The sequence below is a fragment of the Myroides sp. WP-1 genome (genome assembly GCF_014145635.1).
In the GTDB taxonomy this organism is placed as follows: Bacteria; Bacteroidota; Bacteroidia; order Flavobacteriales; family Flavobacteriaceae; genus Flavobacterium.
The window spans coordinates 161,566-185,960 of the sequence record NZ_JACHTC010000001.1 but is presented as its reverse complement, the minus strand read 5'-3'; the positions used below and the strand labels follow the sequence as shown (position 1 = coordinate 185,960).

The window sequence follows — 24,395 nt, the reverse complement described above, 5'->3', positions numbered from 1 at the left end:
GTTATAATTCTAAGATTTGAGCTGCGTGATCTTTGGTTTTCACTTTGTCAATCACATTGCTGATCACTCCTTTTTCGTCAATAACGAATGTCATACGGTGAATCCCATCATAGGTTCTTCCCATGAATTTTTTAGGTCCCCATACTCCAAAAGCATTTAAAACTTCTTTGCTTTCATCTGCTAATAACGGAAATGGCAAGTTGTTTTTGTCGATAAATTTTTGCTGTCTTGCTCCTGAATCCGCACTTACGCCTAGCAATTCAAAGCCTTTTTCCTTTAGCACTTGGTAATTATCTCTTAAGTTACACACTTCTGCCGTACACCCTGGTGTACTTGCTTTTGGATAAAAAAAGACCACTAATTTCTTGCCTTTATAATCGCTCAACTGATGTTTTACTCCCTCTTGATCTAAGCCAACAAAATTTGGCGCTTGATCACCAACTTTTAAATGTGTCATTCTAGTATACTTTTTGTGAATAGTAAAATTACTTTTTTTTTACTTAGCTCCACCATTTTAACCTCACTCTCTGTATTTAAATCACAAAACTAGCTCTTTTTGAAAGCACTAATCGCGGTAATTACTACCAAAACCCCCTTTACCACGTAACTATCAATCACTTACAAAAATCAAAAAACAAAGCTTAAATTCATTCTAAATAATACTATATTTGCGAATCAACCTTTTTTATTTTTAATTGATCTAAATAATAATTATTTGATTGTATTAAAAAAATAACCTTTTAATTTATGAATCGAATTTATATTTTGTTTGTTTCGCTTTGCAGTTCATTTACTATCGCGCAATCAACAGGCTATACAGAAGTACAACTTGACAGCTTATTTCAAGTTGAAAATACAGATCTCGGTGAAGTTCTGATACGTGTTAATCAACCTATTTTTCAGCAAAAGGCGGATAAAATGGTTTTTAACGTTGAAAACAGTACCCTATCTGATGGTAGTACCGTTTTGGAAGTACTCGGACGAGCTCCTGGTATACTTGTTTCTCAAGATGGGGAGCTCTCTTTAAGAGGAAAAAACGGTGTTAGTGTTATGATTAATGGAAAATTAAGTATGCTATCCTCTAAAGAACTTGCTAATTTACTTCGTTCTACCAATTCCTCCTTGGTTAAAAACATCGAAATCATAGCTAACCCTTCTGCGAAGTATGATGCAACAGGTAATGCGGGGATTATCAATATTGTATTGAAAAAAAATGTAGTAGAGGGTTTGAATGGAACTGCTTATTCAAGTGGTGGAAGGGGCAGAAAGAACCGCATGAACACAGGTTTTTCATTCAATTACAATCCTAATGCTTGGCGTGTCTTTGGCGATTATAGCTATACCTTTCGAGGAGAAGAAGAACGCAAAACTTTTGAACAGGACTTCTTTGATCCTAAAAGTCCTAGCACATACCCTATCCGTCATAGCGATCAAACTTACAAAACGAGTGAACCTTTGACCTCGAATAATTTCAAATTGGGTACTGATTATCAATTGTCAACAAAAACTACTCTTGGATTTCTCATAGATGCAAAAATTGGCCGTTATGAAAATAAATCCAAAGGAGATAACCAGATCTACGCCCCTATTGAAACCTTATACTCTTCTATTGTCACAGATAATTACAATCAAGAGCATTGGTATGATTATACGTATAGCTTTCATGGAACACATCAATTTTCACCAGAGGGTACTCGTCTTGATGTAGAGATAGATTGGGAGCAATCTAAGTTCCGATCCATCCAAACACAAGAGCAACACCCTCTTTTATTCTCTCAGGAAGAACACAACGATCGAAGAGGTAAAATTCCTTCTAAATTTCGCGTATTCAATGGAAAGTTAGATCTTACCATTCCGCTTTTAAACAACCAAACGTTAGAAACAGGGTGGAAATCAACAGTTAAATCCAATGACAACCCCTCCATATATGAGCTAAAAGAAGACAATCAATGGATTATTGATCCTGTAACAACGAATCACTATGCCTATAAAGAACAAATTCACGCAGCCTACATTAACTATAAATTAGCCTTGGATCATTGGCAAATTCAAGTTGGTTTGCGCAATGAATATACGGATCGTAATATTCACCAAAAAACATCGAATGAGGAGCATCAAACGGATTACAACAAACTATTTCCCAGTGCTTCTATCAAGTATGAAACAGATCATGCACATAGTTTTTATGCTTCTTACAGTAAGCGCATCAATAGACCGAGTCATTTCGATTTAAATCCCTTTCGATTTTACAGTGATCCCTTTAATTATTGGGAAGGCAATGTTCACCTGAAACCGGAGATTACCCACGCTACTGAATTAGGTTATATTTGGAGTAAATACCTCATTGGAACACTTTATTTTAGCCAGACAAAAGATGTGATGACACAAGTTTATCGCTATGAAGAGAACCAAACAATATTGGTTAAAACACAAGAAAACCTCAGTAAGTCGTACCACTATGGAGCGACGTTAACTGCAACGATCAATCCAACTGATTTTTGGACTTTGAGTAGTATGTTCAACGTGTTTAACAATCAGTACAAAGGAGAATATCAAGAGACTACTATTGATAGTAAACAATTGGCTTTCACAGTAAATGCACAAAATAGTTTTTCTCTTTTAAAGGGAATCAAAGCAGAAATTAATGGTCAATATTTCTCTAAATCTACTATTGGATTATACAAAAGGGAAGCTTATTTCGATTTATCACTTGGTGCTTCCAAGGCTGTTTTTAATGAGAAAGGCAATATCAAACTAGGGATAACAGATGTCTTGAAGACGAATAATTTTATTTTAACAGGTACTAATTTTGGTTCTTATGTAAGACAAAAGTACGATTTGGACAGCAGAGTAATGACTTTGTCTTTCAATTACAACTGGTAGATCGCCTGTGCGCGTGACTTGTTTCACTTTCCATATCAAGTAACAAATGAAAAAGCCAACTCATAGAGTTGGCTTTTTTTTACCATAAAATCTAGACGTGGCTACTTGTCAAATTTGATTTTTAAATGTATGTTGTTGTATTATCTTTGAGATTCCTTAGGAAAAACTTCTATCTAGAAGGTGTCTTTTTCGAAGTGGGGACCTCGTGTCTAATTACAGGCCGCAAAATAGCTCAAATAATTTGAAAGAAAAAACTTTAAATAATTATTACTAAAATATTGAAACAAAGGCCTTATGTCTATAATTTATCTGACACTTTAACAAATTATCTTTTTAAATTAACCTAAACAAGAACATTATAAACGATAAACTAATGCTTGTTTAGTAGAAAATCTTCTAGTAAAAAATTAAAAATAGTATATTCGGATTTATATCGATTCATAAACTGTTCCCAAACGACAGGTTGCATCTCAATTGTAGTTTTGTTACTATCAGTATAGCTATAAGTTCCACCTGTATTTTTTTTCAATTTAGCCCATTGTTTACCACTAGAGTATTCTAAATCACCTGATAAGTTCTTTTGAATGCTAGAGGAAATCTTTTTATTCGTAGTTTCTATTTTTCGGTTACCAAAAATGTCTTCTTTAGACTTTATCGTTTTTCCTTGGTTATCTGTTATCGTTAAGGTACCGAGAATATCTATTTTATAACTTGCTTCATATCCACCAATATGTCGATAATCCAAAACCAAATCTTGAAAGAACAACGATTTTACATCGTAGTCGTTATACTTATCACCTATTTTCTTTGCTAAATAAGAGTTGCTGAATTCTATTTTATTATTATTAGAATCTGTAAAGATAAAGGCATCAAAAATGTCTTTTTCTAATTTTGCTTTATACTGTCCTTCTTTGAAAATCAGATCATCAAAGATGTCTTTTTCAATACGTTGACCATATCCAACAAAGGAGCAAAGAATAAGTGCAAGTAACGCGCCTATATACTTTGGATTTTTCTTTTTCTTTTTCATTTTTCTTTTTTTTATTGCGTTTGTTTTTTTGCTTTTTCCCAATATACGTCCATTTCCTCTAAATTCATATGAGACAATCCTTTACTTTCAGCTTGGACGAGTTTTTCCATAGTTTGAAAACGCGTCATAAACTTGTGATTGGTTTGACTTAAAGCATGTTCAGGATCAATTCCGACAAAGCGTGCATAATTAACGAGTGAAAAAAGAATATCGCCAAATTCTTTTTCCATTAATTCTTTATTACCCGCCATTTCCTCTGCTTTAAATTCTTGAATTTCTTCTTCTACTTTGGCCCAAACATCGGTTTTATTACTCCAATCAAAACCTATACCACTTGCCTTTTCTTGCATGCGTAATGCTTTAATAATGGCTGGTAAACTAGTTGGAACGCCTTCTAAAACAGATTCTCTACCTGCTTTTAGCTTGAGTTGTTCCCAATTTTGGAGCACTTCTTGTTCATTTGCTACTTGAGTATCTCCGTAAATATGAGGGTGTCTGTAAATCAATTTGTCGCAAATACCATCTGCAATGGTCTTAACATCAAACAAGCCTTGCTCACTCCCTATTTTTGCGTAGAAAACAATATGCATCAACAAATCGCCAAGTTCTCCTTGCATTTCTTTAGTGTCACCGATTGAAATACTATCTGCCAACTCATAGACCTCTTCAATAGTCAGCGAACGCAAAGTTGCAAAAGTTTGTTTTTTATCCCAAGGACATTGCACTCTCAACTCATCCATGATGGTTAGCAATCGTCCAACAGCGTCTAATTTTTCTTGTTGTGTATGCATGATACTTGTATTAATCTTGTAAAAATAAAAAAGCTCGTTATACAACGAGCTTTTTATCTATTCTTTTTTCTTATTTGTTTTCTTCAACTGCTTCTTGGAAAGCTTCTTGAATTAATCCTCTTTTTTGTACGATATTATACCAGTTGATTACTTTTTTAATATCAGAGTTATAAACGCGCTCTGAATCGTAGTTAGGCAATACTTCTTGGAAATAAGCAACTAACTCTGGATCAGAAACTTTGTGAGAGATAGCCTCTCCATTGTTTTCTTTCGCTGCAATACTTTTAAATACGTCAAAAAGTTTGATTTCTCCTTCGTGCGTGTATATTGAGATTTCAGATAATAAACTAACGTTGTTTTTTAATCCTACTGTGCTTCTTTTCCCGTCAACTAATGATTCTGCAATAAATCCTGTGCGTGTTTGAACAATTAACTCAAATAATCCTGGCTTACCAGAAATAGCTAATACTTTTTCTAAACTCATTTTCTAAAATTTTTCTTTTGTAACAAATATCTTAATTACTTCTTAATTTCCAATTTTTTATCTACCTTTTTTAGTAGCAAATTTCATTTTATAGTCTGTAAACACTTTCCCTTCCATAATATTCTTTAATCGCTTGGCAATTAATTTTTTCTTTAGGCTAGATAATTTGTCTGTAAACAGAATTCCTTCAATGTGATCATACTCGTGTTGAATTACACGTGCCGCTAATCCGTTGATTGTTTCGGTATAGCTAACAAAGTTTTCATCGCAATATTCAATGGTGATTTGCTCCTTGCGAATCACTGGTTCGTGTACATCTGGAATACTTAAACACCCTTCATTAAACGACCACTCTTTCCCTTCTTCTTTAATAATCTTGGCGTTGATGAACGTTCTTTTGTAGCTTGTTAAAAACTCTTTTTCTTCTGGCGTGTTGTCTTCAATCTCTGCAAATGGCGCACAATCAACTACAAATAGACGAATCGGCAATCCCACTTGAGGAGCTGCTAAACCTACTCCACTAGCTGAATACATCGTATCGTACATATTAGCAATTAATTCATCTAAATTTGGGTAATCTTTTGTTATGTTTTCTCCTACTTTACGCAAGACAGGATCTCCATAACCAACAATTGATAGTATCATAGTTGTTCCTTTGTATCTTTATTGATTTAAACGATTGCAAAATTAGTCAAATTTATAGTATTCTTGCAGACTACAAAACTTTTTTCGATTTAACTTTTTGCCTTTATCCCTTGCTTTTGTAGTTTTAGAAAGAGAATGCGCAGGAAAAAATGAAAGGTAAACTCAAGTAATCAACTGATTCATAAAATATTAAATAATCGTTATGCACAAAAAAAGCTTTCTGTTGAAGAAAGCTCTTGTCTTGTATTTCTTTTATTCTTCTTTGTCTTTCAAGAAATCAACAAGTTGACTAACCGCTCTTCCTCTATGACTCACTGCATTTTTTTGCTGTATACTCAATTCTGCAAAGGATTGATTCATCCCTTCTGCTTGAAACAACGGATCGTAACCAAATCCTCCTTCTCCTTGTGGTTCGGTAAGAATTTCTCCTTTAATAATCCCAGTAAACAAGTGTTGCTCTCCATTGTAATGTAAGGCAATTACCGTTTTAAAATTAGCCTTTCTATCGGTTTTATCTGCTAATTCGCTTAATAATTTCGCATTGTTTGCCTGATCGTTTTTATCTTCTCCAGCGTATCTTGCAGAATATACACCTGGTGCCCCGTGCAACGCATCAACTTCTAATCCTGAATCATCTGCAAAACAATTAAATCCATAGTGTCTTTTGATGTAATCTGCTTTTAATAGCGCATTTCCTTCAATGGTATCTGCAGTTTCTGGTATGTCTACCATGCATCCAATATCTTCTAAACTCAATATTTCTATTGATGCTGGTACTTGGTTTTTGATTTCTTGAATCTTATTCTTATTGTTTGAAGCAAATATGAGTTTCATCGTGTTTGTTTTTTATCCGCTCAAAAGTACAAAATAGTTAGGAGAGACGAAAAACGAAATAAGAGATGGAAGATTGAATAAAAAAAAGAACAAACTCATTATAAGTTTGTTCTTCTATTTCTCTCTACTAATTACTATATTTTCTTTTCACTTTCTAGCTCATTCAAAACTACAGATTCAGGCTTAACGTGTACTATTTTATCATCTTTAATAATGACAATTTCACTATTTTTTTCTTTCTTAAACGCGATCATTTTTTTATATGCCTGTTCAAGTCCAGATAAAATCTTTGCTTTTTTTATATCTCTTGCCTTTGTTTTCATACATATTGTTTTAAATCATTAAATCTTTGTTTTTCAAAAACCTTAAGCTGTTTTCCAAACACTTTCTCTGCAACTAAAATAGGAACACCTTGAGAATTGTCAAAAATAAAAGCCTCATCTACAATGTCTAAATAGATTTCAAACAAATTTTTTATTCCATTTAAATATCTTCTCTCAATAACATTTTCGGCTATATTGTGCCCTCCTTCTAGAACTCTTGTTCTAACCCTTTCTTTCGCTAATTCCACATTGCTTAACCAAAAAAACAATAAGGTTGAATGATACCCCATTTCCTTTGCATTGAGTATCTTGTTTTTATAAATTTTTGTAGCCAAAGTTGTTTCAAAGGCAAAGTTTTTTTGACTTTTGAATAAATCATTTATTCTATTCAACATAATTCGACCTGCCTCAACAGCGACTTTATCTGGTTGAAAAGGCGACAACCCTTTGGCAATTTCATCTGCATTTACAAATTCCTTACAATCTAAAATTTCAGGTAACAAAGAAAAAGAAGCAGTAGTCTTTCCTGCTCCATTACAACCGGCGATTATGTATAAATTCTTGTTACTCATCTAACAAATATACAATATATTTTAAGCTTTATTTAAAATTTATAATCGCTGTTTCATGGCTAACAGCGCTCCATATCCAAAAATGAATGCATAAAAAAAGAACAAACTCATTATAAGTTTGTTCTTCTCATTCACCTTATCAATTACTAACCTAGTAAAAGAAAATAAACGTTCTATACGGTAAGAATATCTAATAAAATTTTAACTCAACCATTTTATATCAAAAAAAGATATTCTACTAAAAATAGGCGTTCACTTTTTTTCTTCCACAAGTTTTAACCTAGTACAATAGTACTTCTATTTTGAGTATTGCTTCGAAAAAAAGTACCGAAACGGAAAAATACAAACACTCAAACGTGGATATAGGGAACTCAGTTGTTCGTTGTTCATTGTTTGGTGAGATGGTGAGGCGATGAGTTGGTGTTTGGTGTGTGTTGTTTGTCGTTGAAAGGAAATAGTACCTATTTTAGAAAAATCTACTGATATCTCATAAGTTATTTTTTGTTGAGAGGTTGAGATGTTGAGAGGTTGAGATGGTGAGAGGTTGAGATGGTGAGAGGTTGAGATGGTGAGATGATGAAATTTTCGTTTAAAGACAGTCTTGGCTTTTTTAGTAAAATCTACCGATACCTCATAACCGATACCTCATAACCGATACCTCATAACCGATAATTGATCCCCATAAAAAAAGGAGCGAAAATTCGCTCCTTCTTTTACTCTTATTTTTTGTATTCTTTTACTACTTGGTTAATTCTTCCAAAGATGCTGTTTCCTTCTTTATCCATCATCTCAATTTCGATGCGATCTCCGAATTGCATGAATGGTGTTGATGGTTTGCCATCTTTAATTGTTTCTAGGCATCTTACTTCTGCTAAACAGCTTGATCCTGTTGGGCTACCTTGGTTAGCAACGGTTCCTGATCCGATTACTGTTCCAGCCATTAATGAACGCGTTTTAGCTGCATGTGCTACTAATTGTCCGAAGTTAAATGTCATATCTACTCCTGCATTTGGCGATCCTACTAAAGTACCATTTAACGTTGAGTGTAGTGGTAAATGTAGTTTTCCTTCTTTCCAATCTTCTCCTAACTCATCTAGGGTTACCATAACTGGTGCAAAGGTAGTCCATGGTTTTGATTGATAAAATCCAAACTGTTTACCCAATTCTGCTGGAATTAAGTTTCTCAGTGAAACGTCATTTAAAATGGTTACCAATTTAATGTGTTTCAATGCAGTTTGTGCGTCTACTCCTGGAGGTACGTCGTCTGTAATAACAGCTACTTCTGATTCGAAGTCAATTCCCCACTCTTCTTTTTCTATTAAGATATCATCTGTCGCCCCAATGAAAGCATCAGATGCACCCATATACATTAATGGATCTGTCCAGAATGATTCTGGCAACTCTGCGTTTCTAGCTTTACGAACTAATTCAACGTGTGTTACATAGGCACTTCCATCCGCCCAGTGGTATGCACGTGGGATTGGCGCCATTATTTTAGCTGCTGTAAAATCGATGGTATTAGATAGTTTCCCTGCGTTTAAGTTGTCATACACCTCTTTTAAAAGTGATTCTTTGGTTGCCCATTGATCTAATGCTGCTTGCATTGTAGCTGCAATTTCAGTTACTACAACTGCTTTTGACAAGTCTTTTGAAACAACGACTAATTGACCATCTCTTGTGCCATTGTTAATACTAGCTAATTTCATGAATTTATGTTTTTAGTTTTTATTGTTGGTTTACTTGCTTTTCTGCCTCCCATATAGGTTTGGAAAAAGAAAAGCCGAAGGTATAAAAAAAATAGGGAATACTATAATTTCCTTTTGTGTGTACAAGCTATCTCCCTCTTTTTTTATAGAATGTGATTTACAAGGAGTTTAATGGTTTGGGTTACTCCGTCTTGCTCATTCGTTGGGATTCTGTGCTGTACTAATTCCAAAATCTGAGGATGTGCATTACCTACTGCATAGGTATTGGCTTCTAATTTTAGCATGCCTTCGTCATTTAAATTATCGCCAAATAGATGCAATTGTTCTCCTTTAATGTTGTATTGTTCTTGTAAATATTCAATCGCTTTTTCTTTGGTTGCTTTAGCGTTAGATATTTCTAATACAAAGTGATTGGGAATGTATTGATCTTGCATCAATAAACATTTCAAATCCTCACTGTAATGCTCCTGTAAATACAGTTTTACCCACACTAAGGTATCGTAATCACCAATAAACATGAGAACCAAACTTTGAGTATCCCAAGTTGAAGTTTCTTGTTCTAGATTAGATACTTCTATAAAACGCGGATCATTAGGTCTGAGTTGCATGAAATACTGTAATCCAACACTTGGATTGGATTGATAAAATATTCCTTCTTCAAACTGTTCATTCAATGTAAAGATAAAGGGTGAAATTCCTTTAGTAGCGGCCAATTCCAACACCTTTTGAACGAATTGAGTTTCTATTCCTTTGATTTTTAGCACTTGCTGCGCTTGCCAATCGTAAATAACGGCTCCATTGTTTAAAATTACTGGAAAATTCCAAGGGACTTGCTGTATTACTTTGGCAGCACTCGTCAATCCTCGTGCTGTAGCAAAAGCTATTTTATGAGGGGTTGACGCACTAATTTCACCGAGTATCTGCTCGCTATCATAGCTTAAATATCCACGATTATTGAGCAGGGTTCCGTCTAAATCGGTAATAAATACTTGTTCCATTTTAATTATTCATTTAGCATGGAGATGAAAACATCTAGCATTAAATCATCCGTTGTCCAAGAGGTAATTATCCTCACAGCGGCATATTCTGTATTAATGGGTTTCCATACGTAAAAATCGAATTTTTCTTGAAGGCGTTGAATTAAGGGTACAGGTAATATTGGAAATATCTGATTACTTGAAGGTTCTACTAAAAAAGAATATCCTTTTTCTTCAAATGCTTGGGCTAGTTTCATTGCCATTTCATTGGCTTCTTTGGCTAATTTAAAATACAAATCTTCTTCAAACAGCGCTAAGAATTGAATGCCTAATACTCTACCCTTTGCAAAAAGAGCTCCTTTTTGTTTAAGGTTATAATCAAAATCAACGGCCATTTGAGGGTTAGGAAAAACAATAGCTTCCCCAAACAAAGCGCCATTTTTAGTTGCTCCGATATAGAAAACATCAACTAGTTCTGCAATTCGCACCAAACTTAGATCGTTTTTTGGCGCTGTCAGGGCGTGACCTAAACGCGCACCATCCATAAATAGAAGGAGTCCTTCTGCTTTACAAAATACTGATAAGTCTTGTAACTCGCGCTCGGTATATACGCTTCCGATTTCGGTTGTATTGGAAATATACACTACTTTCGGTTTCACTACATGAGGACGCAGTTGAAATGTCACTAGGGTTTGTTTAATTTGTGTTGGAGTTAATTTTCCGTCCTTAGATTCTATGGGAATTACTTTGTGTCCTGTGGCTTCTATTGCCCCTGTTTCGTTAGCGTAGATATGTCCTGTATTCGCGCTAATTACTGCTTCATGTGGTCGCAATAAGAAAGAAATTACCAACAAGTTTGCTTGTGTTCCACCTGATACAAAGAAGAGCTCCGCATCCTCCTTATTCATTTTCTCACGTAAAATTGCCTTTGCCTTTATTGTATACTCGTCTATGCCGTAGCCATTTTGCTGTATAAAATTAGTTTGGAGTAATTGATCCAAAATTGCAGGGTGAGCACCTTCTGCATAGTCTATTTTGAGGTTGTACATATCGATGGTATTGAATCAAGTAAAAATAGAACTTTATTAAGCAAGAAAGAGGGATTGAAGCGAAAGATTTGTTAAAAAAAATAGAGGTCCTTTCTTTTTTTCGGTATAAAAAGCGTACTTTTAAATAAAAATAGAAGGATATGAATCACAAGAAATTATTCGCTGGTAGCGAAGTTATGGTTTTAGCTGTACGCAACTTACTAGAAGAAAACAAGATAGCTTACATTATCCGCGATGATATTGAAGCTGGACGTAGTGCGGGATATGGCACATTAGGAAAGGCGGTTCACGTATTAGTTGAGGAGAATGATTTAGCTAAGGCAGAAGCTTTGTTAAAAGAAAACGGTTTAGAAGAGTAATCTTTTTTATTTATTGTATCCAGAACTCATCTTGACTTTTTCTAATTGGTTAAAAAATTGCTCTTTTGAACCTACTTTTTGCCATTTTTTCATTCCGTAGCTCTACTATGCAACTTAAAAATGCCTTTAATCAGAATCAAAATAGCTAATTTTCACTTCAATCAAAAAAGTCAAGATAAGTTCCATAAAAAAAAGTAGTATGAATGATCATACTACTTTTTTTATGTCTTTATTCTTCTTCTATCACTCGAATAGGCAAACTTGGATTCACTACTGCTTTACAATGTTTTGCCTGAACGGTAATCTTGGTAGGTCTACTTCGATAATCTTCATAACCAAAGGGACTTCCGTCATTTTTCTCCACACTTTTGGCAGAGATATAAATATCATAGTCACCTTCCTCCATATTGCGATTAGCCGGTGTAAAATACAACGTGGCACCGAATTCATTATAGGTTAAATCCCATTCCCCTACTCCTCTTTCATTGTAAATCTGACTCCAAGTTGTAGCACTTTGTTCTATTCTATAATCTAATGGATACCCCTCTTCATCCTCTAAACGCACAGATTTAAAATCAATGTGATTATAGGTATCTCCCAATTTAGGTCGTCCGGGATCTCCCGGATCTCCTACATAGAAGGTAGCTCCACGAAAAGGATCTTTAATACTAACATACCCTTCACGATCATCTCCACCATCAGTCAAACAAAGAATTATTTTCTTGTCTTTAGTAACAGGTGCATGTACCAATCGAACACTGATATCTTTGATAATATGAGTTTCTGTAGCATCTCCAGTGGATGCAGCAATACCAATTTTATAAGAATTGATATCCTTACCTTTGAAAGTATACAGCGCTCCATCTTCATCCCTAGTGCGGAAAGAATTTTTATAAAAAATAGCTCCCGAATTACCTCCACTAGTTGCTCCATACGAATCTCTGACATAAAATTGTAAAATAGAGCCTTTTTCTTCATATTGAGAATGGATGGGATTGTATGTAAAACTAAATTTATTAAACCTCGTTGTATTTGCATATTCTGTGCGCAAATGAGGTACACTTGGCGAGTAGGATTCTTCTTCAAATTCACCTGTGTCAAAATCTAATTTTGCAGTGGCTGCATCTGGGTTAGATTGTCTTCCACTTTGCGTTTGTTGAGAAAAAATTACAGGATATCCTTTATAACGATCGTTTTGGTGCTGTCCTCCGCGAATGGTAATGTGGCTATCGTGTTTTTGAAAAGTAATTCCCGAAATTCCTTCTCTTTTAACGCCTCCTGAATTCATTCTTCCTTTGGCATCTCCAAATACGTCTAAATTCACTCCTAAATAAGCTCCATTTAAACCAGCTTGTCTATTGGAAGGCGAACTATTATAAGCATAACCAACTCCTGATCCCGTACTTCCCAAACTAAAGGAAGCAGTAGCATCAAAGAAAAACAAACTAATTCCATCGCCATAGGTACCATAGTATTCTCTACCATCTGAAGTAGCAAACGTAAAGTCGATTTCAATAGCGTAATTCATTTTTACCTCTAAATCTTTAAGGTAAAACCCACTAAGTGCGTGTTTGTTTGTATCATAGGTTAAGCGCAGTCCTTCATTGGTATATCGATTACTACCCGTAGGTGCACCACTTTTAATTTCTTCTACAATATTGGTAGGAGCAGATGTTCCTTCCAAAGAAGCGTGATAAGGAAACGTTCTGTTCTCTACTTGAGCAAATAATCCTTGAAAGGTTAAAAGACCAATAAGTAGTATGACTAGGTTATATTTCATATTCTTCATTCATAAAAAATTTACAATTCCCTTGTTTCTCTATTGTTAAAGAAACAAGGGGATTTTTATTCACTTAGTCTTGTCTTAGTTGCATCGCAACATTAAAGAAGGTAGCTTCTGTAACGTCTGCATTGCGTTTTACATCGTATTTTAGCATACCCGCTTCGTTTATAGATACATTTTCAAAAACAGCTTTATCATAGTATAAAATAAAGAAATCTAATTCATTAGCTTGATATACATTAAGCGTTGCTCCATTACGAGAGGAGATTGCACTTTGGAATTGTCTTTTGTAAATTTCATATACATCTTCTCTTTCATTTTGATTTCCTGGATATACTTCTACCACAAAAGAAGGTGCATAGAAGAAACTTGAGTTTCCACCTTTTGCTTTTTGGAAAGACGCTCCTCCTGTTCCGTCAGAGGTCATTACGTATCCTTCTGGTGTATTGTTATCACTTTCGTCTTTTGAACTGATTTTTTCTGCGGAAACTCCTTCATCTTTAATAACATCTCCATAGATAGCGTCTGTTTCTAACTCTCCAAATCCAATAGAGTTATAAGCGATGTGTTCATTTTTAATTGATCCACCTTTCACTTTTAGCTCTACATCTTTTAATACAGCACTTGTTCCGTTTGTTACTTCAATGGTTGAACTACTGTTTAAATTACCTCTGGTGATACTGGTTCCAGTTGGTGCCTCAAAAGCTACTGTTCCATTAGATTTTACTGTCAACACATGACCTGTTGTAGCATTTAATGGATCAATTTTACTTGCTGTAATTCCCTTGTCTTTTACTACATTCCCATAAATAGACTCTGGTTTAATTTTGTCAAAGGTTACCGCGTTTGTCTGAATTTTCACTTCTGTAATCGCATTACTGGCTAATTTAGCATTAGTAACAGCTTCATTAGCAAGTGCTCTTGTGCTTACTGCTCCAGTAGTAAAGTGTCCATCTTGGATTTGAGCTGTTTTAATTTTAGTAGCTGTTACTGCTGCTGCTTCAATTTTACTCGTCGTCACCGCATTATCAGCTAAATAAGATGCGTCAATTGAGGTCGGTTTCAAACTTAACTGTACATCATGAGTTACAGCGTTAGTACCGTTTACAACGCTAATTGGCGAAGTTCCTCCATCAATCTTACCTGTAGCTTCTGTTGCAGCCGCTGGTTCAAAAGTTACACCTCCTCTACCATCAGAAGTCAGTACATTTCCTGCGCGTGTAAACGTGCTTCCCACCTTAGAGCTCAATTTTGCCGCTGTTACGTTTTTATCGGCAATTTTTAATTCCGTTACCGCATTCAACCCTAATTTAGCTTCAGTTACTCCTTCATCGATAATACTAACGGTTGCTTCAGCTAATAAAGCATGCCCGGCATTCACACCTGTCACGGAGATTCCCGTACCACCTGTTAGGCGTTTACCTGATTCAGCCACCATATCAACCATATTGACTAACTCAACTCCACCTTGTCCATCTGTTCCTAAAATCAATCCATATTCCGAGTCATCTGTACTCAATTTGTCCAGTGTTACATTACGCGTGGCAATGTGTTCTTTTTTAATACCACCTTTAGCTACACTGATGCTAAGATCTTGTAAGGCAGCTTTGTTTGATGTTGGAGAAACTGCTATAGAAGGATCGCTCAATAAGGCCTTTCCTTGCGTTGTTGCTAATGCTTCAAACGATTGGAAAATAGCATTTCCATTTCCATCGGCCGTTAGTACCGTTCCGGTTGGTGCATGATCTGTTCCTGCTACCGCGCTAATTTTACTTGGCGTCACTGCTTTTTCTTGGATGTGTTTATTAGACACTCCTAATTCAGCAATGGAAATAGCTGTTGTTGCCAATAACGCTTTGTTATTTTCTGCTATTTGAATTGATCCATCTGTTGTTAGATCTTCTCCTTGTCCTTCAAAAGCTGTATTGCTCAAGGCTTTAAAAGCAACTGTACCATCACTATTGGCCGTTAACACTGTATTTTCAGCTGCGTTTTCAGCTGTAATCTTCGCTGGTGTAACAGCGCCAGTAGCTAACTTGTCTGTTCCAATTCCACCTGGAGCAACATCAATCTTAGTTGGTGCTAATACAGCGTTCAATCCAGTTGTTTCTTCCGTAAATACTAAAGCAGATCCCAATTCTAAATCTTCACCACCTGCTTGTACGGCTTCTTTTAAAACATAATCAAAACCACCTGCATTGTTTGTAACTAATAAATAGTTTTCACCTTTATTAACCCCATTGACTTTTGAACTTAGTTTATCACTTGTAATGCTTTGATTTGCAATACCTAAAGTTACATCTTTCAACAAGGATTTTTCTCCTTCTCCACTGGTAATTTGGATAATATTATCTGTTGTTAAATCACCCGCTGTTTCGCTTACAATATCGCCTAATTCTGCCCATTCTGCTACGCCGTTTCCTTGTGTTACAAGCATACTAGCCGCAGTAATTCCTTCTGCCGAAATCTTCTCAATAGTAACCGAATTATCTTTTAATTGTTCCGTTCCAACTGCTTCATTGGCTAATTGTGTCGTTGTGATTCCTTGGTTTTTAATACTCAATTTCAAATCACCCAATACTTTGTCTACACCGTTATCTACAACCACAATATTATCTGTTGTAATTTTCCCTTTGTTGACAATTTTTGCTGGAGTAATCGGTTCATACGTCACAGTTGTGCCATTCGCTCCAACCATAGCCACGGTATTAGCATTGGCACCACCGCCATTCAATTTTGTAGCGGGAATAGAATTATTCGCAATACCTAAAGCAACATCAGCCAATACTTTTCCAACTCCATTGTCTGATACCGTAATGATATTATCTGTTGTAATATCTCCTTTTTCAGTCATGATTTCGGCAGAAAGTATTTGATAAACAACTTCTCCTGCTGCATTTGCCATAGCCACTCGATTGGCTTCACCTGCTCCTGCAGTTAATTTTGTTGCCTCAATGGTTTGATCAACAATGTTGTTGTTCTTAATGGCATTTGCAGCAATGTGCTTACCTCTTACTCCTCCATCATTAATTTTTATGATAGCTTGTGTTCCATCAGCCCCAAAGAGAACATTCGTTCCATCTTGTACGATAATTCCTTCTTGCCCTACTAAATCACCGTTCATCACTGGAGCAATCGCGTCTTCTGTGGTTTTAAATACCGCATTTCCAGATCCGTCTGCAGTTAATACTGCACCATCTGCCGCTCCTTGAGCACTAATTTTTGTTGCTGTTACAGCGCGATCTTGAAGATGTGCAGTCTCAATTCCGTCTTCTTTGATTTTTAACTCAATTGGTTGTAACACTGCTTTAGAAGCATCACCCACAATCTCTAAAGAAGGATCTACACTTAATTGCTTTCCTTGTACAACAGCAGCCATGGGTTGGTATACCACACTTCCGTCTGCTTGCGCTACAGGAACGTGGTTTGCTTTTCCTACACCTGCAAATAACTTGTTTTCTGTTACAGCTAGATCTTTAATTTTTGCTGTGGTTACTCCGTCGTTTTTCAACGTGATAGCCATCCCTTGTAAGGCTGCCTTTTCTCCTCCTGTTACTTCAATCGACGCATCTCCTGTTACATCTTTTCCTTGCGCAGCAACAGTATTATAAATATCATTTTGAACGTTTGAATTGTTTAAGATCTCTGTAATATTTTCAATTACTGTTCCTGCGATATCGATTGTAGCTAAAGGCGTTTCAGAATCCTCATTATAGAATACATATTTTCCTTCTACACTATCATCGATGCGAAGTGTATTAGCATTGAACGTAATTCCATCTCCTACAATTGTTCCTTCTTTGGTAACATCATTCTCATTAAAATACGTAAACGTACCATTGCCATTGTCTTGTAACAAGGTGATTCTTTCTTGTGTATTGACAATTGTTTCAATAATATCACTAGTTGCATCTACCCAAGCTACATTACCTTCTTCATTAGTTACCAACAATTGTCCTATAATACCTGGCGCAATCTTAGCAGGTGTAATTCCGGCATTCGCTACTGCAATTTGCATCGCTTCTAAGACAGATTTACTTCCGCCCACTAATTCAATTGAGTTATCTTTTGCTGTAATTGCCTTTCCTTGTGCAGCTACTGTTTCATATATTTCTTCTTTAACGGTAGTTTCGTTTAAGATTTCCGTTATATTCTCAATAACAGATGCTTCTACATCAATTGTGGCAATAGGTTCTGTAGCACTAGATCCATCAAAAAACTGATATTTCTTATCTGCAGTATTTACAATCTTTAATGTATTGGCATCAAAAGTTGAACCAACCGCATTTGGTTTTACATTTCCATCGGCATCAACTTCTTTTTCGTTATAGTACGTAAACGTACCATCTTCATTGTCTTTTAATACCGTTACAATTTCATTGGCTTGGATGATTGTTGTTAGTATGCTATCGTCAGCATCCATCCATTTCACAAGACCACTAGCATCTGTTCCCAAAATTTGTCTTGGTTCATCTCCAAGTATTTTAGCTGCAGTAATGGTTTGATCTTGAACATTGATCGTTGCCACTGCATTTTCGGCTAATTTTTCATTGGTAACGCCTCCATTTTTGATAGAAAGCGTCACATCTGCTAAGGCAGCTTGTTGTCCGCCTACGACTTCAATTCCCTCTTCACCAACAATTTCTTTTCCGTTGTTGCCGATTACTTGTCCTAAAGATCGGAATTCTGCTCCCCCTTGTCCTGTTGTGGTTAATAGCAATCCACCAGGTTTGTTTGAACCGATTTTGTCTTCTGTTACCGCTTTTGCTGCTAAGTGATCTTTCTTAATTCCACCTGTAGCCACCATAATGTCTAAAGGTTGTAAGGTAGCTTTGTTACCTGCAGGTACAGCAATAGACTGATCCGAAGAAGAAACAGCTTGTCCTTGTACAAGAGCAACTTCATTTAAAGGTTTAAACGTTGTATTACCAGCTCCATCAGCTGTCAATACTGCACCGTTACCCGCAGTTTCTGCATTGATTTTAGAAACTGTAACCGACTTATTTTCTAAATGTTGGTTCTTTACTCCACTATCAGCGATACCAATAGTTAACTCATTTAGAACTGCTTTATTATCCTCTGGGATTAACAACGATCCATCTGATACTAAATCTGCTTCAGTTCCTTCAAAAACCGTTTCATTGATTTTTTTATAGCTTACATTTCCTTGTCCGTCTGCTGTTAATACCGCATTTTCCTCTGCTCCAATAGCATTGATCTTCGCTGGTGTTACAGCGCCATCTGCTAATTTAACTGTGGTAATCCCGGCATTTTTCACTCCTATTTTTGTCGGAACTAATACGGCATCCACTCCATTTCCTTCCACAAATTCTAGCGCCGTATCTAATTTCAAATCCTCTCCATCTGTTTCAATACTCTCTCTGGCAACATATTCAAAACCGCCAGTTGCAGTAGAAACTAAAATCATTCCTTCTCCTGTAGCACCTATACTGCTTAATTTTTCAATTTGGATGGTTTGATCTTGAATTTGTTTGTTGGTAATACTACCGTCTTTGATTCCCAGTTTTACATCGTTAAACAACGTGTTTATTCCATCACCTGTTTGAATTTCAACAATATTATCTGTTGTTAAATTACCTGCAGCATCCGTCACTAAATCATCTAGTTCTCCCCATTTCACCACACCAAATTCATCAATAACTAAGGCGCGTTTTGGCGGTTCATTCCCTGCGGATATCTTATCTACGGTAATCGTATTTCCTGCAATTTGATCATTTGTAATGGTTCCATCTGTAATTTGAGCAGCAGTAATTGATTTATCTTCAATACTCAAGTTGACATCGGCTAATACTTTGGCTGTACCATTATCAACTTTGATAATACCATCCGTTGTAATATCTCCTTTTTCAGCAATCGCACTAGCTTCTAGCACTTTATAGGCAACCGATCCATCAGCATTCACTGTTGCTACCGCTCCTTCTGGCGCTCCTGTTGCATCTAATTTTCCAGCTTCAACCGATTGATTTTTAATTCCAAAATGCACATTACCCAATACTTTACCTACTCCATCATTCACCGTTACAACACCATCGGTTGTAATATCTCCTTTGCTGGTAATAGCCGCAGGTGTTAAGGCTTGGTAACTCACTGAACCATCCGCATTAACTGTAGCTACGTGCCCTGCAGTTTCACCCGTTGCATCGAATTTCTCTGCTTTGATTGACTGATGTCTTAAATGATCGTTGGCAATTCCACCCGCATTAATTTCGATGGTTACTTTTTTAGTTGTATCACCAAATAATACATTTTCACCACCAATTACGTTGATTACATCGGTTTCACCGACTAAATCTCCTTGCATCGCTGGTGCTACTACTGATGTTGGTGTTTGATACGAAGCGTTACCCAATCCGTCAGCAGTTAATACAGCACCATTAGCAACTCCTGTCACATCCATTTTAGCTGCTGTAATGGTTTTATTTTTAATCTTCGCTGCTGTTACTCCTTCATTCTCAATGTTGATGGTTACAGCATTTAAGACTGCTTTATTTCCTCCTGTTACAGAAATAGATCCATCACTACTTGCCATTTTCTTTCCATTAGCAGCAACAGAATTGTAAATTTCATTCTGTACTTCTTCTGTATTGAGTATTTCCGTTATATTCTCAATTACACTACTAGTTACATCAATTGTTCCTATCGGTGTAGTATTACTCGTTTTATCGTAAAATTCGTATTTGTTATCCGCTGTTTTTACAATTTTTAGTGTATTAGCATCGAATGCTATTCCGCTACCTGGAATGATATCTCCATTGGCATCAATTCCCTTTTCGTTGTAGTAGGTAAACGTTCCATCGCCACCATCAACTAATAAGGTTACTACTTCATTGTGTTCTACGACTTCTTTGATGATATCATCTGTAGCGTCAACCCAAGCAACTACCCCATTTTCATCGGTAACTAGTAATTGTTTTAATCCACCTGGTTGAATCTTAGCAGGGGTAATTCCAGCATTGGCAACGGAAATTTGCATGGCATTTAATACCGCTTGATCTCCATTGTCTACTTGAATCGAACCATCTGCAGCAGTAGCGGCTTTTCCTTGAGCAGCTACGGCATTGTAGATATCATTTTGTACGGTTGTATCATTTAAGATTTCTGTGATATTTTCGATGACACTTCCCGCAACATCAATCACCGCAATCGGTGTCGTATCACTCGTTTTATCGTAAAATTCGTATTTATTATCTCCTGATTTGACAATGCGAAGTGTATTGGCATCGAATTTAACTCCAGCGTTTGGAATGACATTTCCATCAGCATCAATACCTTTTTCATTGTAATAAGTAAACGTTCCATCGCCACCATCAACTAATAAGGTTACTACCTCATTGTGTTCTACCACTTCTTTGATGATATCATCTGTAGCGTCAACCCAAGCAACTACCCCATTTTCATCGGTAACTAACAGTTGTTTCAATCCTCCTGGTTGAATCTTAGCAGGAGTAATTCCCGCATTGGCAACGGAAATTTGCATTTCGTTCAATACTGCTTGCCCTCCGTTATCTACTTGAATCGAACCATCTGCAGCAGTAGCAGCTTTTCCTTGAGCAGCTACGGCATTGTAGATATCATTTTGTACGGTTGTATCGTTTAAGATTTCCGTAATATTTTCGATGACACTTCCCGCAACATCAATCACCGCAATCGGTGTCGTATCACTCGTTTTATCGTAAAATTCGTATTTATTATCTCCTGATTTGACAATGCGAAGTGTATTGGCATCGAATTTAACTCCAGCGTTTGGAATGACATTTCCATCAGCATCAATACCTTTTTCATTGTAATAGGTAAACGTTCCATCGCCACCATCAACTAATAAGGTTACTACTTCATTGTGTTCTACCACTTCTTTGATGATATCATCTGTAGCGTCCACCCAAGCAACTACCCCATTTTCATCGGTAACTAATAGTTGTTTAAGCCCCCCTGGTTTTATCTTAGCTGTAGTAACGGCTTCATTTCTCAGCTTAAATGTATTCACAGAACCGTCTAAAATTTTAGTTTCTGTTACCGCATCATCAGCAAGGGTTAAGGTTATGTCTTTTAACACCGCATTCGTTACCTCTGCCTGATTATTCACTAAGATTCCATTTCCTTTTAAAGAAGCTGTACTACCTTGTGCTTGTTCCACTTTGCGAATAATATTGTCTAAAACATCTTGTACGTTTCCACCTTGAATACTAGTTGAGTTATTTTCATATACAATAGACTTTGCACGTGTATTAATCGTCATTAAAGGACTTTCAACAGTGGTTGCTCCATCATAAAAATCGAAGATTCCCTTACCAGTACTTCCTTCTCTTTCTTTTATTCTCAAGGTATTCGCATCGAATTTCACTCCCATTCCTGGAATGACATTTCCATCAGCATCAATACCTTTTTCATTGTAATAGGTAAACGTTCCATCGCCACCATCAACTAATAAGGTTACTACTTCATTGTGTTCTACTACTTCTTTGATGATATCATCTGTAGCGTCAACCCAAGCAACTACCCCATTTTCATCGGTAACTAGTAATTGTTTTAATCCACCCGGTTGAATCTTAGCAGGAGTAATTCCCGCATTGGCGACGGAAATTTGCATTTCGTTCAATACTGCTTGCCCTCCGTTATCTACTTGAATCGAACCATCTGCAGCAGTAGCGGCTTTTCCTTGAGCAGCTACGGCATTGTAGATATCGTTTTGTACGGTTGTATCATTTAAGATTTCTGTGATATTTTCGATGACACTTCCCGCAACATCAATCACCGCGATAGGTGTCGTATCACTCGTTTTATCGTAAAATTCGTATTTATTATCTCCTGATTTGACAATGCGAAGTGTATTGGCATCGAATTTAACTCCAGCGTTTGGAATGACATTTCCATCAGCATCAATACCTTTTTCATTGTAATAGGTAAACGTTCCATCGCCACCATCAACTAATAAGGTTACTACTTCATTGTGTTCTACTACTTCTTTGATGATATCATCTGTAGCGTCAACCCAAGCAACTACCCCATTTTCATCGGTAACTAGTAATTGTTTCAATCCACCTGGTTGAATCTTAGCAGGAGTAATTCCTGCATTGGCAACGGAAATTTGCATTTCGTTCAATACTGCTTGCCCTCCGTTATCTACTTGAATCGAACCATCTGCAGCAGTAGCAGCTTTTCCTTGAGCAGCTACGGCATTGTAGATATCGTTTTGTACGGTTGTATCGTTTAAGATTTCCGTAATATTTTCGATGACACTTCCCGCAACATCAATCACCGCAATCGGTGTCGTATCACTCGTTTTATCGTAAAATTCGTATTTATTATCTCCTGATTTGACAATGCGAAGTGTATTGGCATCGAATTTAACTCCAGTGTTTGGAATGACATTTCCATTAGCATCAATACCTTTTTCATTGTAATAGGTAAACGTTCCATCGCCACCATCTACTAATAAGGTTACTACCTCATTGTGTTCTACTACTTCTTTGATGATATCATCTGTAGCGTCAACCCAAGCAACTACCCCATTTTCATCGGTAACTAGTAATTGTTTTAGTCCACCTGGTTGAATCTTAGCAGGGGTAATTCCCGCATTTTTAATTCGCAATTGCGTTGTTGCTAAAACAGCATGTTCTCCTCCTACAACCTCAATACTTTCATCGCCTGTTAGTGCTTTAGCATTTACTGTGATAGATTGAATTATTTCGTTAATCACCTCTTCTTGATTGATGATCAAAGAAATATTATTAATCACATCTGTTGCTACGTCGATTATAGTTTCAGTATTATCTTCTGATCTATACACATATTTTCCATCTCCCTCGCTGGTTAACGTTGTCACCAAATTAATATCGGCTAATGGGACAGATACAACGTTGTTTTTTGTATCGCGTAAATACAAGCTTTGTTGCGCTACGTTTACGGCTAGTTCTTCATTGATCGCTAATTCTTCTAACAAATCATCTGTAGATGAAATTAGGCGAACCCAACTTTTATCAAACCAATAATAGTATCCTGGTTTTAGATCTTTATTGTCTGTCGTATTAAACACTAATAAACTATTAGGCGTGTTTTTTCCGTTGAAGCTCGAATTATCACTTGTAGAAGACAAAGGCACTCTTGGAATCAAGACTCCTTTAAAACTACCTGCTTTAGCTTCTACATCTAATAACGCAGCAGGATTCGGATTCGCAGTTCCTATACCTACTTGCCCGAAAGCGAAGCCCGACATCATCAATAACGCTACTGAAAGTACATTTTTTTTCATAAACCACTATTTATTTCAATTATGTATTTTATTTTAGAAAGAAAAACTACTAAAAAAACAATTTTTCTTCACTATAATTACACTTAACAAATATTATACCAAATGAGAACTTATTTAATTTTATCTTATTTTTTTAAAAAAAGAGGACTTAATCCTCTTTCGTAATCCACTCAAAATCAATTTTTTTCATTTTTAAAAGAAAAAAACCTATTCATTTTAAAAATTTATCAAATCAACACCATCACATAATTCGATTGCTTGTTAATTTTCTTATTAATTCGCTTTACACTTTATTCTCTTTTCTGGACAAACTACAGTATGCTTTATCGCTTTTTAATTTGCATAATTTTAATAGTTTAAGATCGCTCAAAAGTTTTAAAAAATAGTATATAAAACATTGTTTTTTGAAAAAACCAAACACATAATACAATTATTTTTTATAAATGAATGGAGTATTTTTAAAATTTTGGAATAAATATAAAGGATTTATCTCATATTTTAGATAAAATAGTTTAAGAAATTATTTTCTTTTTAATTTTAAAAAAAACATAATTTTTAACATTTAAAGCAAATAACTTTAGTTTTTGTGAATTCAAAAAAAAAATTTAGATTTTGATTAAAATTCACCAATATAGTTCGCAAAATGCGTTTATTTATTTAATTCTACTTCTTGAGTAAAAAACAAAAAA

Annotated in this window: 15 protein-coding genes; 2 read left to right on the top strand and 13 right to left on the bottom strand. The window is 35.9% G+C overall.

Going from position 1 to position 24,395, the window contains the following annotated elements; genetic code table 11:
* Position 1: 1 nt before the first annotated feature.
* Positions 2-457: a thioredoxin-dependent thiol peroxidase gene (gene bcp, locus H4K33_RS00805; protein WP_182646605.1), complete on the bottom strand. Its 456-nt coding sequence runs from the start codon at positions 455-457 to the stop codon at positions 2-4.
* 290 nt (positions 458-747) lie between these two features.
* On the opposite strand from bcp, the gene H4K33_RS00800 reads away from it, so the two are divergent.
* Entirely contained in the window at positions 748-2,883 is a 2,136-nt protein-coding gene (locus tag H4K33_RS00800; protein ID WP_182646604.1) for an outer membrane beta-barrel family protein, read from the top strand.
* Positions 2,884-3,253: 370 nt separating this feature from the next.
* Here the strand turns inward: H4K33_RS00800 and H4K33_RS00795 are convergent, their stop codons facing one another.
* The 10 genes from H4K33_RS00795 to H4K33_RS00750 all read right to left on the bottom strand — a co-directional run bounded on the left by H4K33_RS00795 (position 3,254) and on the right by H4K33_RS00750 (position 11,294).
* Entirely contained in the window at positions 3,254-3,913 is a 660-nt protein-coding gene (locus H4K33_RS00795) for a hypothetical protein (protein WP_182646603.1), read from the bottom strand.
* Between the two features lie 11 nt (positions 3,914-3,924).
* The gene (mazG, locus tag H4K33_RS00790; protein ID WP_182646602.1) at positions 3,925-4,704 is read right to left on the bottom strand and encodes a nucleoside triphosphate pyrophosphohydrolase; all 780 of its coding nucleotides are present in this window, start codon (positions 4,702-4,704) and stop codon (positions 3,925-3,927) included.
* 70 nt (positions 4,705-4,774) lie between these two features.
* The gene (locus H4K33_RS00785; RefSeq protein WP_182646601.1) at positions 4,775-5,188 is read right to left on the bottom strand and encodes a DUF5606 domain-containing protein; all 414 of its coding nucleotides are present in this window, start codon (positions 5,186-5,188) and stop codon (positions 4,775-4,777) included.
* A gap of 57 nt (positions 5,189-5,245) precedes the next feature.
* Positions 5,246-5,833 carry a peptide deformylase gene (def, locus tag H4K33_RS00780; protein ID WP_182646600.1) on the bottom strand — a complete coding sequence of 196 codons (588 nt, stop codon included), beginning with the start codon at positions 5,831-5,833 and terminating at the stop codon, positions 5,246-5,248.
* 252 nt (positions 5,834-6,085) lie between these two features.
* On the bottom strand, positions 6,086-6,667 hold the full coding sequence (locus H4K33_RS00775) for a non-canonical purine NTP diphosphatase (RefSeq protein WP_182646599.1): 582 nt from the start codon (positions 6,665-6,667) through the stop codon (positions 6,086-6,088).
* 134 nt (positions 6,668-6,801) lie between these two features.
* Positions 6,802-6,990, bottom strand: coding sequence for a hypothetical protein (locus H4K33_RS00770; RefSeq protein WP_182646598.1), 189 nt, complete (start codon positions 6,988-6,990; stop codon positions 6,802-6,804).
* Positions 6,987-7,562: a zeta toxin family protein gene (locus tag H4K33_RS00765; RefSeq protein WP_182646597.1), complete on the bottom strand. Its 576-nt coding sequence runs from the start codon at positions 7,560-7,562 to the stop codon at positions 6,987-6,989. Before H4K33_RS00765 ends, H4K33_RS00770 begins: the two co-directional genes overlap by 4 nt.
* A 719-nt stretch (positions 7,563-8,281) precedes the next feature.
* Positions 8,282-9,268 (bottom strand): fumarylacetoacetate hydrolase family protein, encoded by a 987-nt coding sequence (locus H4K33_RS00760; protein WP_182646596.1) that lies wholly within the window; start codon positions 9,266-9,268, stop codon positions 8,282-8,284.
* Positions 9,269-9,411: 143 nt separating this feature from the next.
* Positions 9,412-10,266: an HAD-IIB family hydrolase gene (locus tag H4K33_RS00755; RefSeq protein WP_182646595.1), complete on the bottom strand. Its 855-nt coding sequence runs from the start codon at positions 10,264-10,266 to the stop codon at positions 9,412-9,414.
* A gap of 5 nt (positions 10,267-10,271) precedes the next feature.
* Positions 10,272-11,294, bottom strand: a complete 1,023-nt coding sequence (locus H4K33_RS00750; protein WP_182646594.1) for a low specificity L-threonine aldolase — start codon at positions 11,292-11,294, stop codon at positions 10,272-10,274.
* Between the two features lie 140 nt (positions 11,295-11,434).
* Between H4K33_RS00750 and H4K33_RS00745 the strand changes: the two genes are divergently transcribed.
* On the top strand, positions 11,435-11,653 hold the full coding sequence (locus H4K33_RS00745; protein ID WP_182646593.1) for a putative signal transducing protein: 219 nt from the start codon (positions 11,435-11,437) through the stop codon (positions 11,651-11,653).
* 229 nt (positions 11,654-11,882) lie between these two features.
* Here H4K33_RS00745 and H4K33_RS00740 read toward each other — a convergent pair whose 3' ends face one another.
* The gene (locus tag H4K33_RS00740; RefSeq protein WP_182646592.1) at positions 11,883-13,442 is read right to left on the bottom strand and encodes a hypothetical protein; all 1,560 of its coding nucleotides are present in this window, start codon (positions 13,440-13,442) and stop codon (positions 11,883-11,885) included.
* Between the two features lie 64 nt (positions 13,443-13,506).
* Positions 13,507-23,706 (bottom strand): hypothetical protein, encoded by a 10,200-nt coding sequence (locus H4K33_RS00735; protein ID WP_182646591.1) that lies wholly within the window; start codon positions 23,704-23,706, stop codon positions 13,507-13,509.
* Positions 23,707-24,395 lie beyond the last annotated feature (689 nt).

Excerpts from the sequence above, each read along its gene's own strand:
- bcp (WP_182646605.1), bottom strand. The coding sequence starts at position 457 with ATGACACATTTAAAAGTTGGTGATCAAGCGCCAAATTTTGTTGGCTTA.
- H4K33_RS00800 (WP_182646604.1), top strand. The coding sequence starts at position 748 with ATGAATCGAATTTATATTTTGTTTGTTTCGCTTTGCAGTTCATTTACT.
- H4K33_RS00795 (WP_182646603.1), bottom strand. The coding sequence starts at position 3,913 with ATGAAAAAGAAAAAGAAAAATCCAAAGTATATAGGCGCGTTACTTGCA.
- mazG (WP_182646602.1), bottom strand. The coding sequence starts at position 4,704 with ATGCATACACAACAAGAAAAATTAGACGCTGTTGGACGATTGCTAACC.
- H4K33_RS00785 (WP_182646601.1), bottom strand. The coding sequence starts at position 5,188 with ATGAGTTTAGAAAAAGTATTAGCTATTTCTGGTAAGCCAGGATTATTT.
- def (WP_182646600.1), bottom strand. The coding sequence starts at position 5,833 with ATGATACTATCAATTGTTGGTTATGGAGATCCTGTCTTGCGTAAAGTA.
- H4K33_RS00775 (WP_182646599.1), bottom strand. The coding sequence starts at position 6,667 with ATGAAACTCATATTTGCTTCAAACAATAAGAATAAGATTCAAGAAATC.
- H4K33_RS00770 (WP_182646598.1), bottom strand. The coding sequence starts at position 6,990 with ATGAAAACAAAGGCAAGAGATATAAAAAAAGCAAAGATTTTATCTGGA.
- H4K33_RS00765 (WP_182646597.1), bottom strand. The coding sequence starts at position 7,562 with ATGAGTAACAAGAATTTATACATAATCGCCGGTTGTAATGGAGCAGGA.
- H4K33_RS00760 (WP_182646596.1), bottom strand. The coding sequence starts at position 9,268 with ATGAAATTAGCTAGTATTAACAATGGCACAAGAGATGGTCAATTAGTC.
- H4K33_RS00755 (WP_182646595.1), bottom strand. The coding sequence starts at position 10,266 with ATGGAACAAGTATTTATTACCGATTTAGACGGAACCCTGCTCAATAAT.
- H4K33_RS00750 (WP_182646594.1), bottom strand. The coding sequence starts at position 11,294 with ATGTACAACCTCAAAATAGACTATGCAGAAGGTGCTCACCCTGCAATT.
- H4K33_RS00745 (WP_182646593.1), top strand. The coding sequence starts at position 11,435 with ATGAATCACAAGAAATTATTCGCTGGTAGCGAAGTTATGGTTTTAGCT.
- H4K33_RS00740 (WP_182646592.1), bottom strand. The coding sequence starts at position 13,442 with ATGAAGAATATGAAATATAACCTAGTCATACTACTTATTGGTCTTTTA.
- H4K33_RS00735 (WP_182646591.1), bottom strand. The coding sequence starts at position 23,706 with ATGAAAAAAAATGTACTTTCAGTAGCGTTATTGATGATGTCGGGCTTC.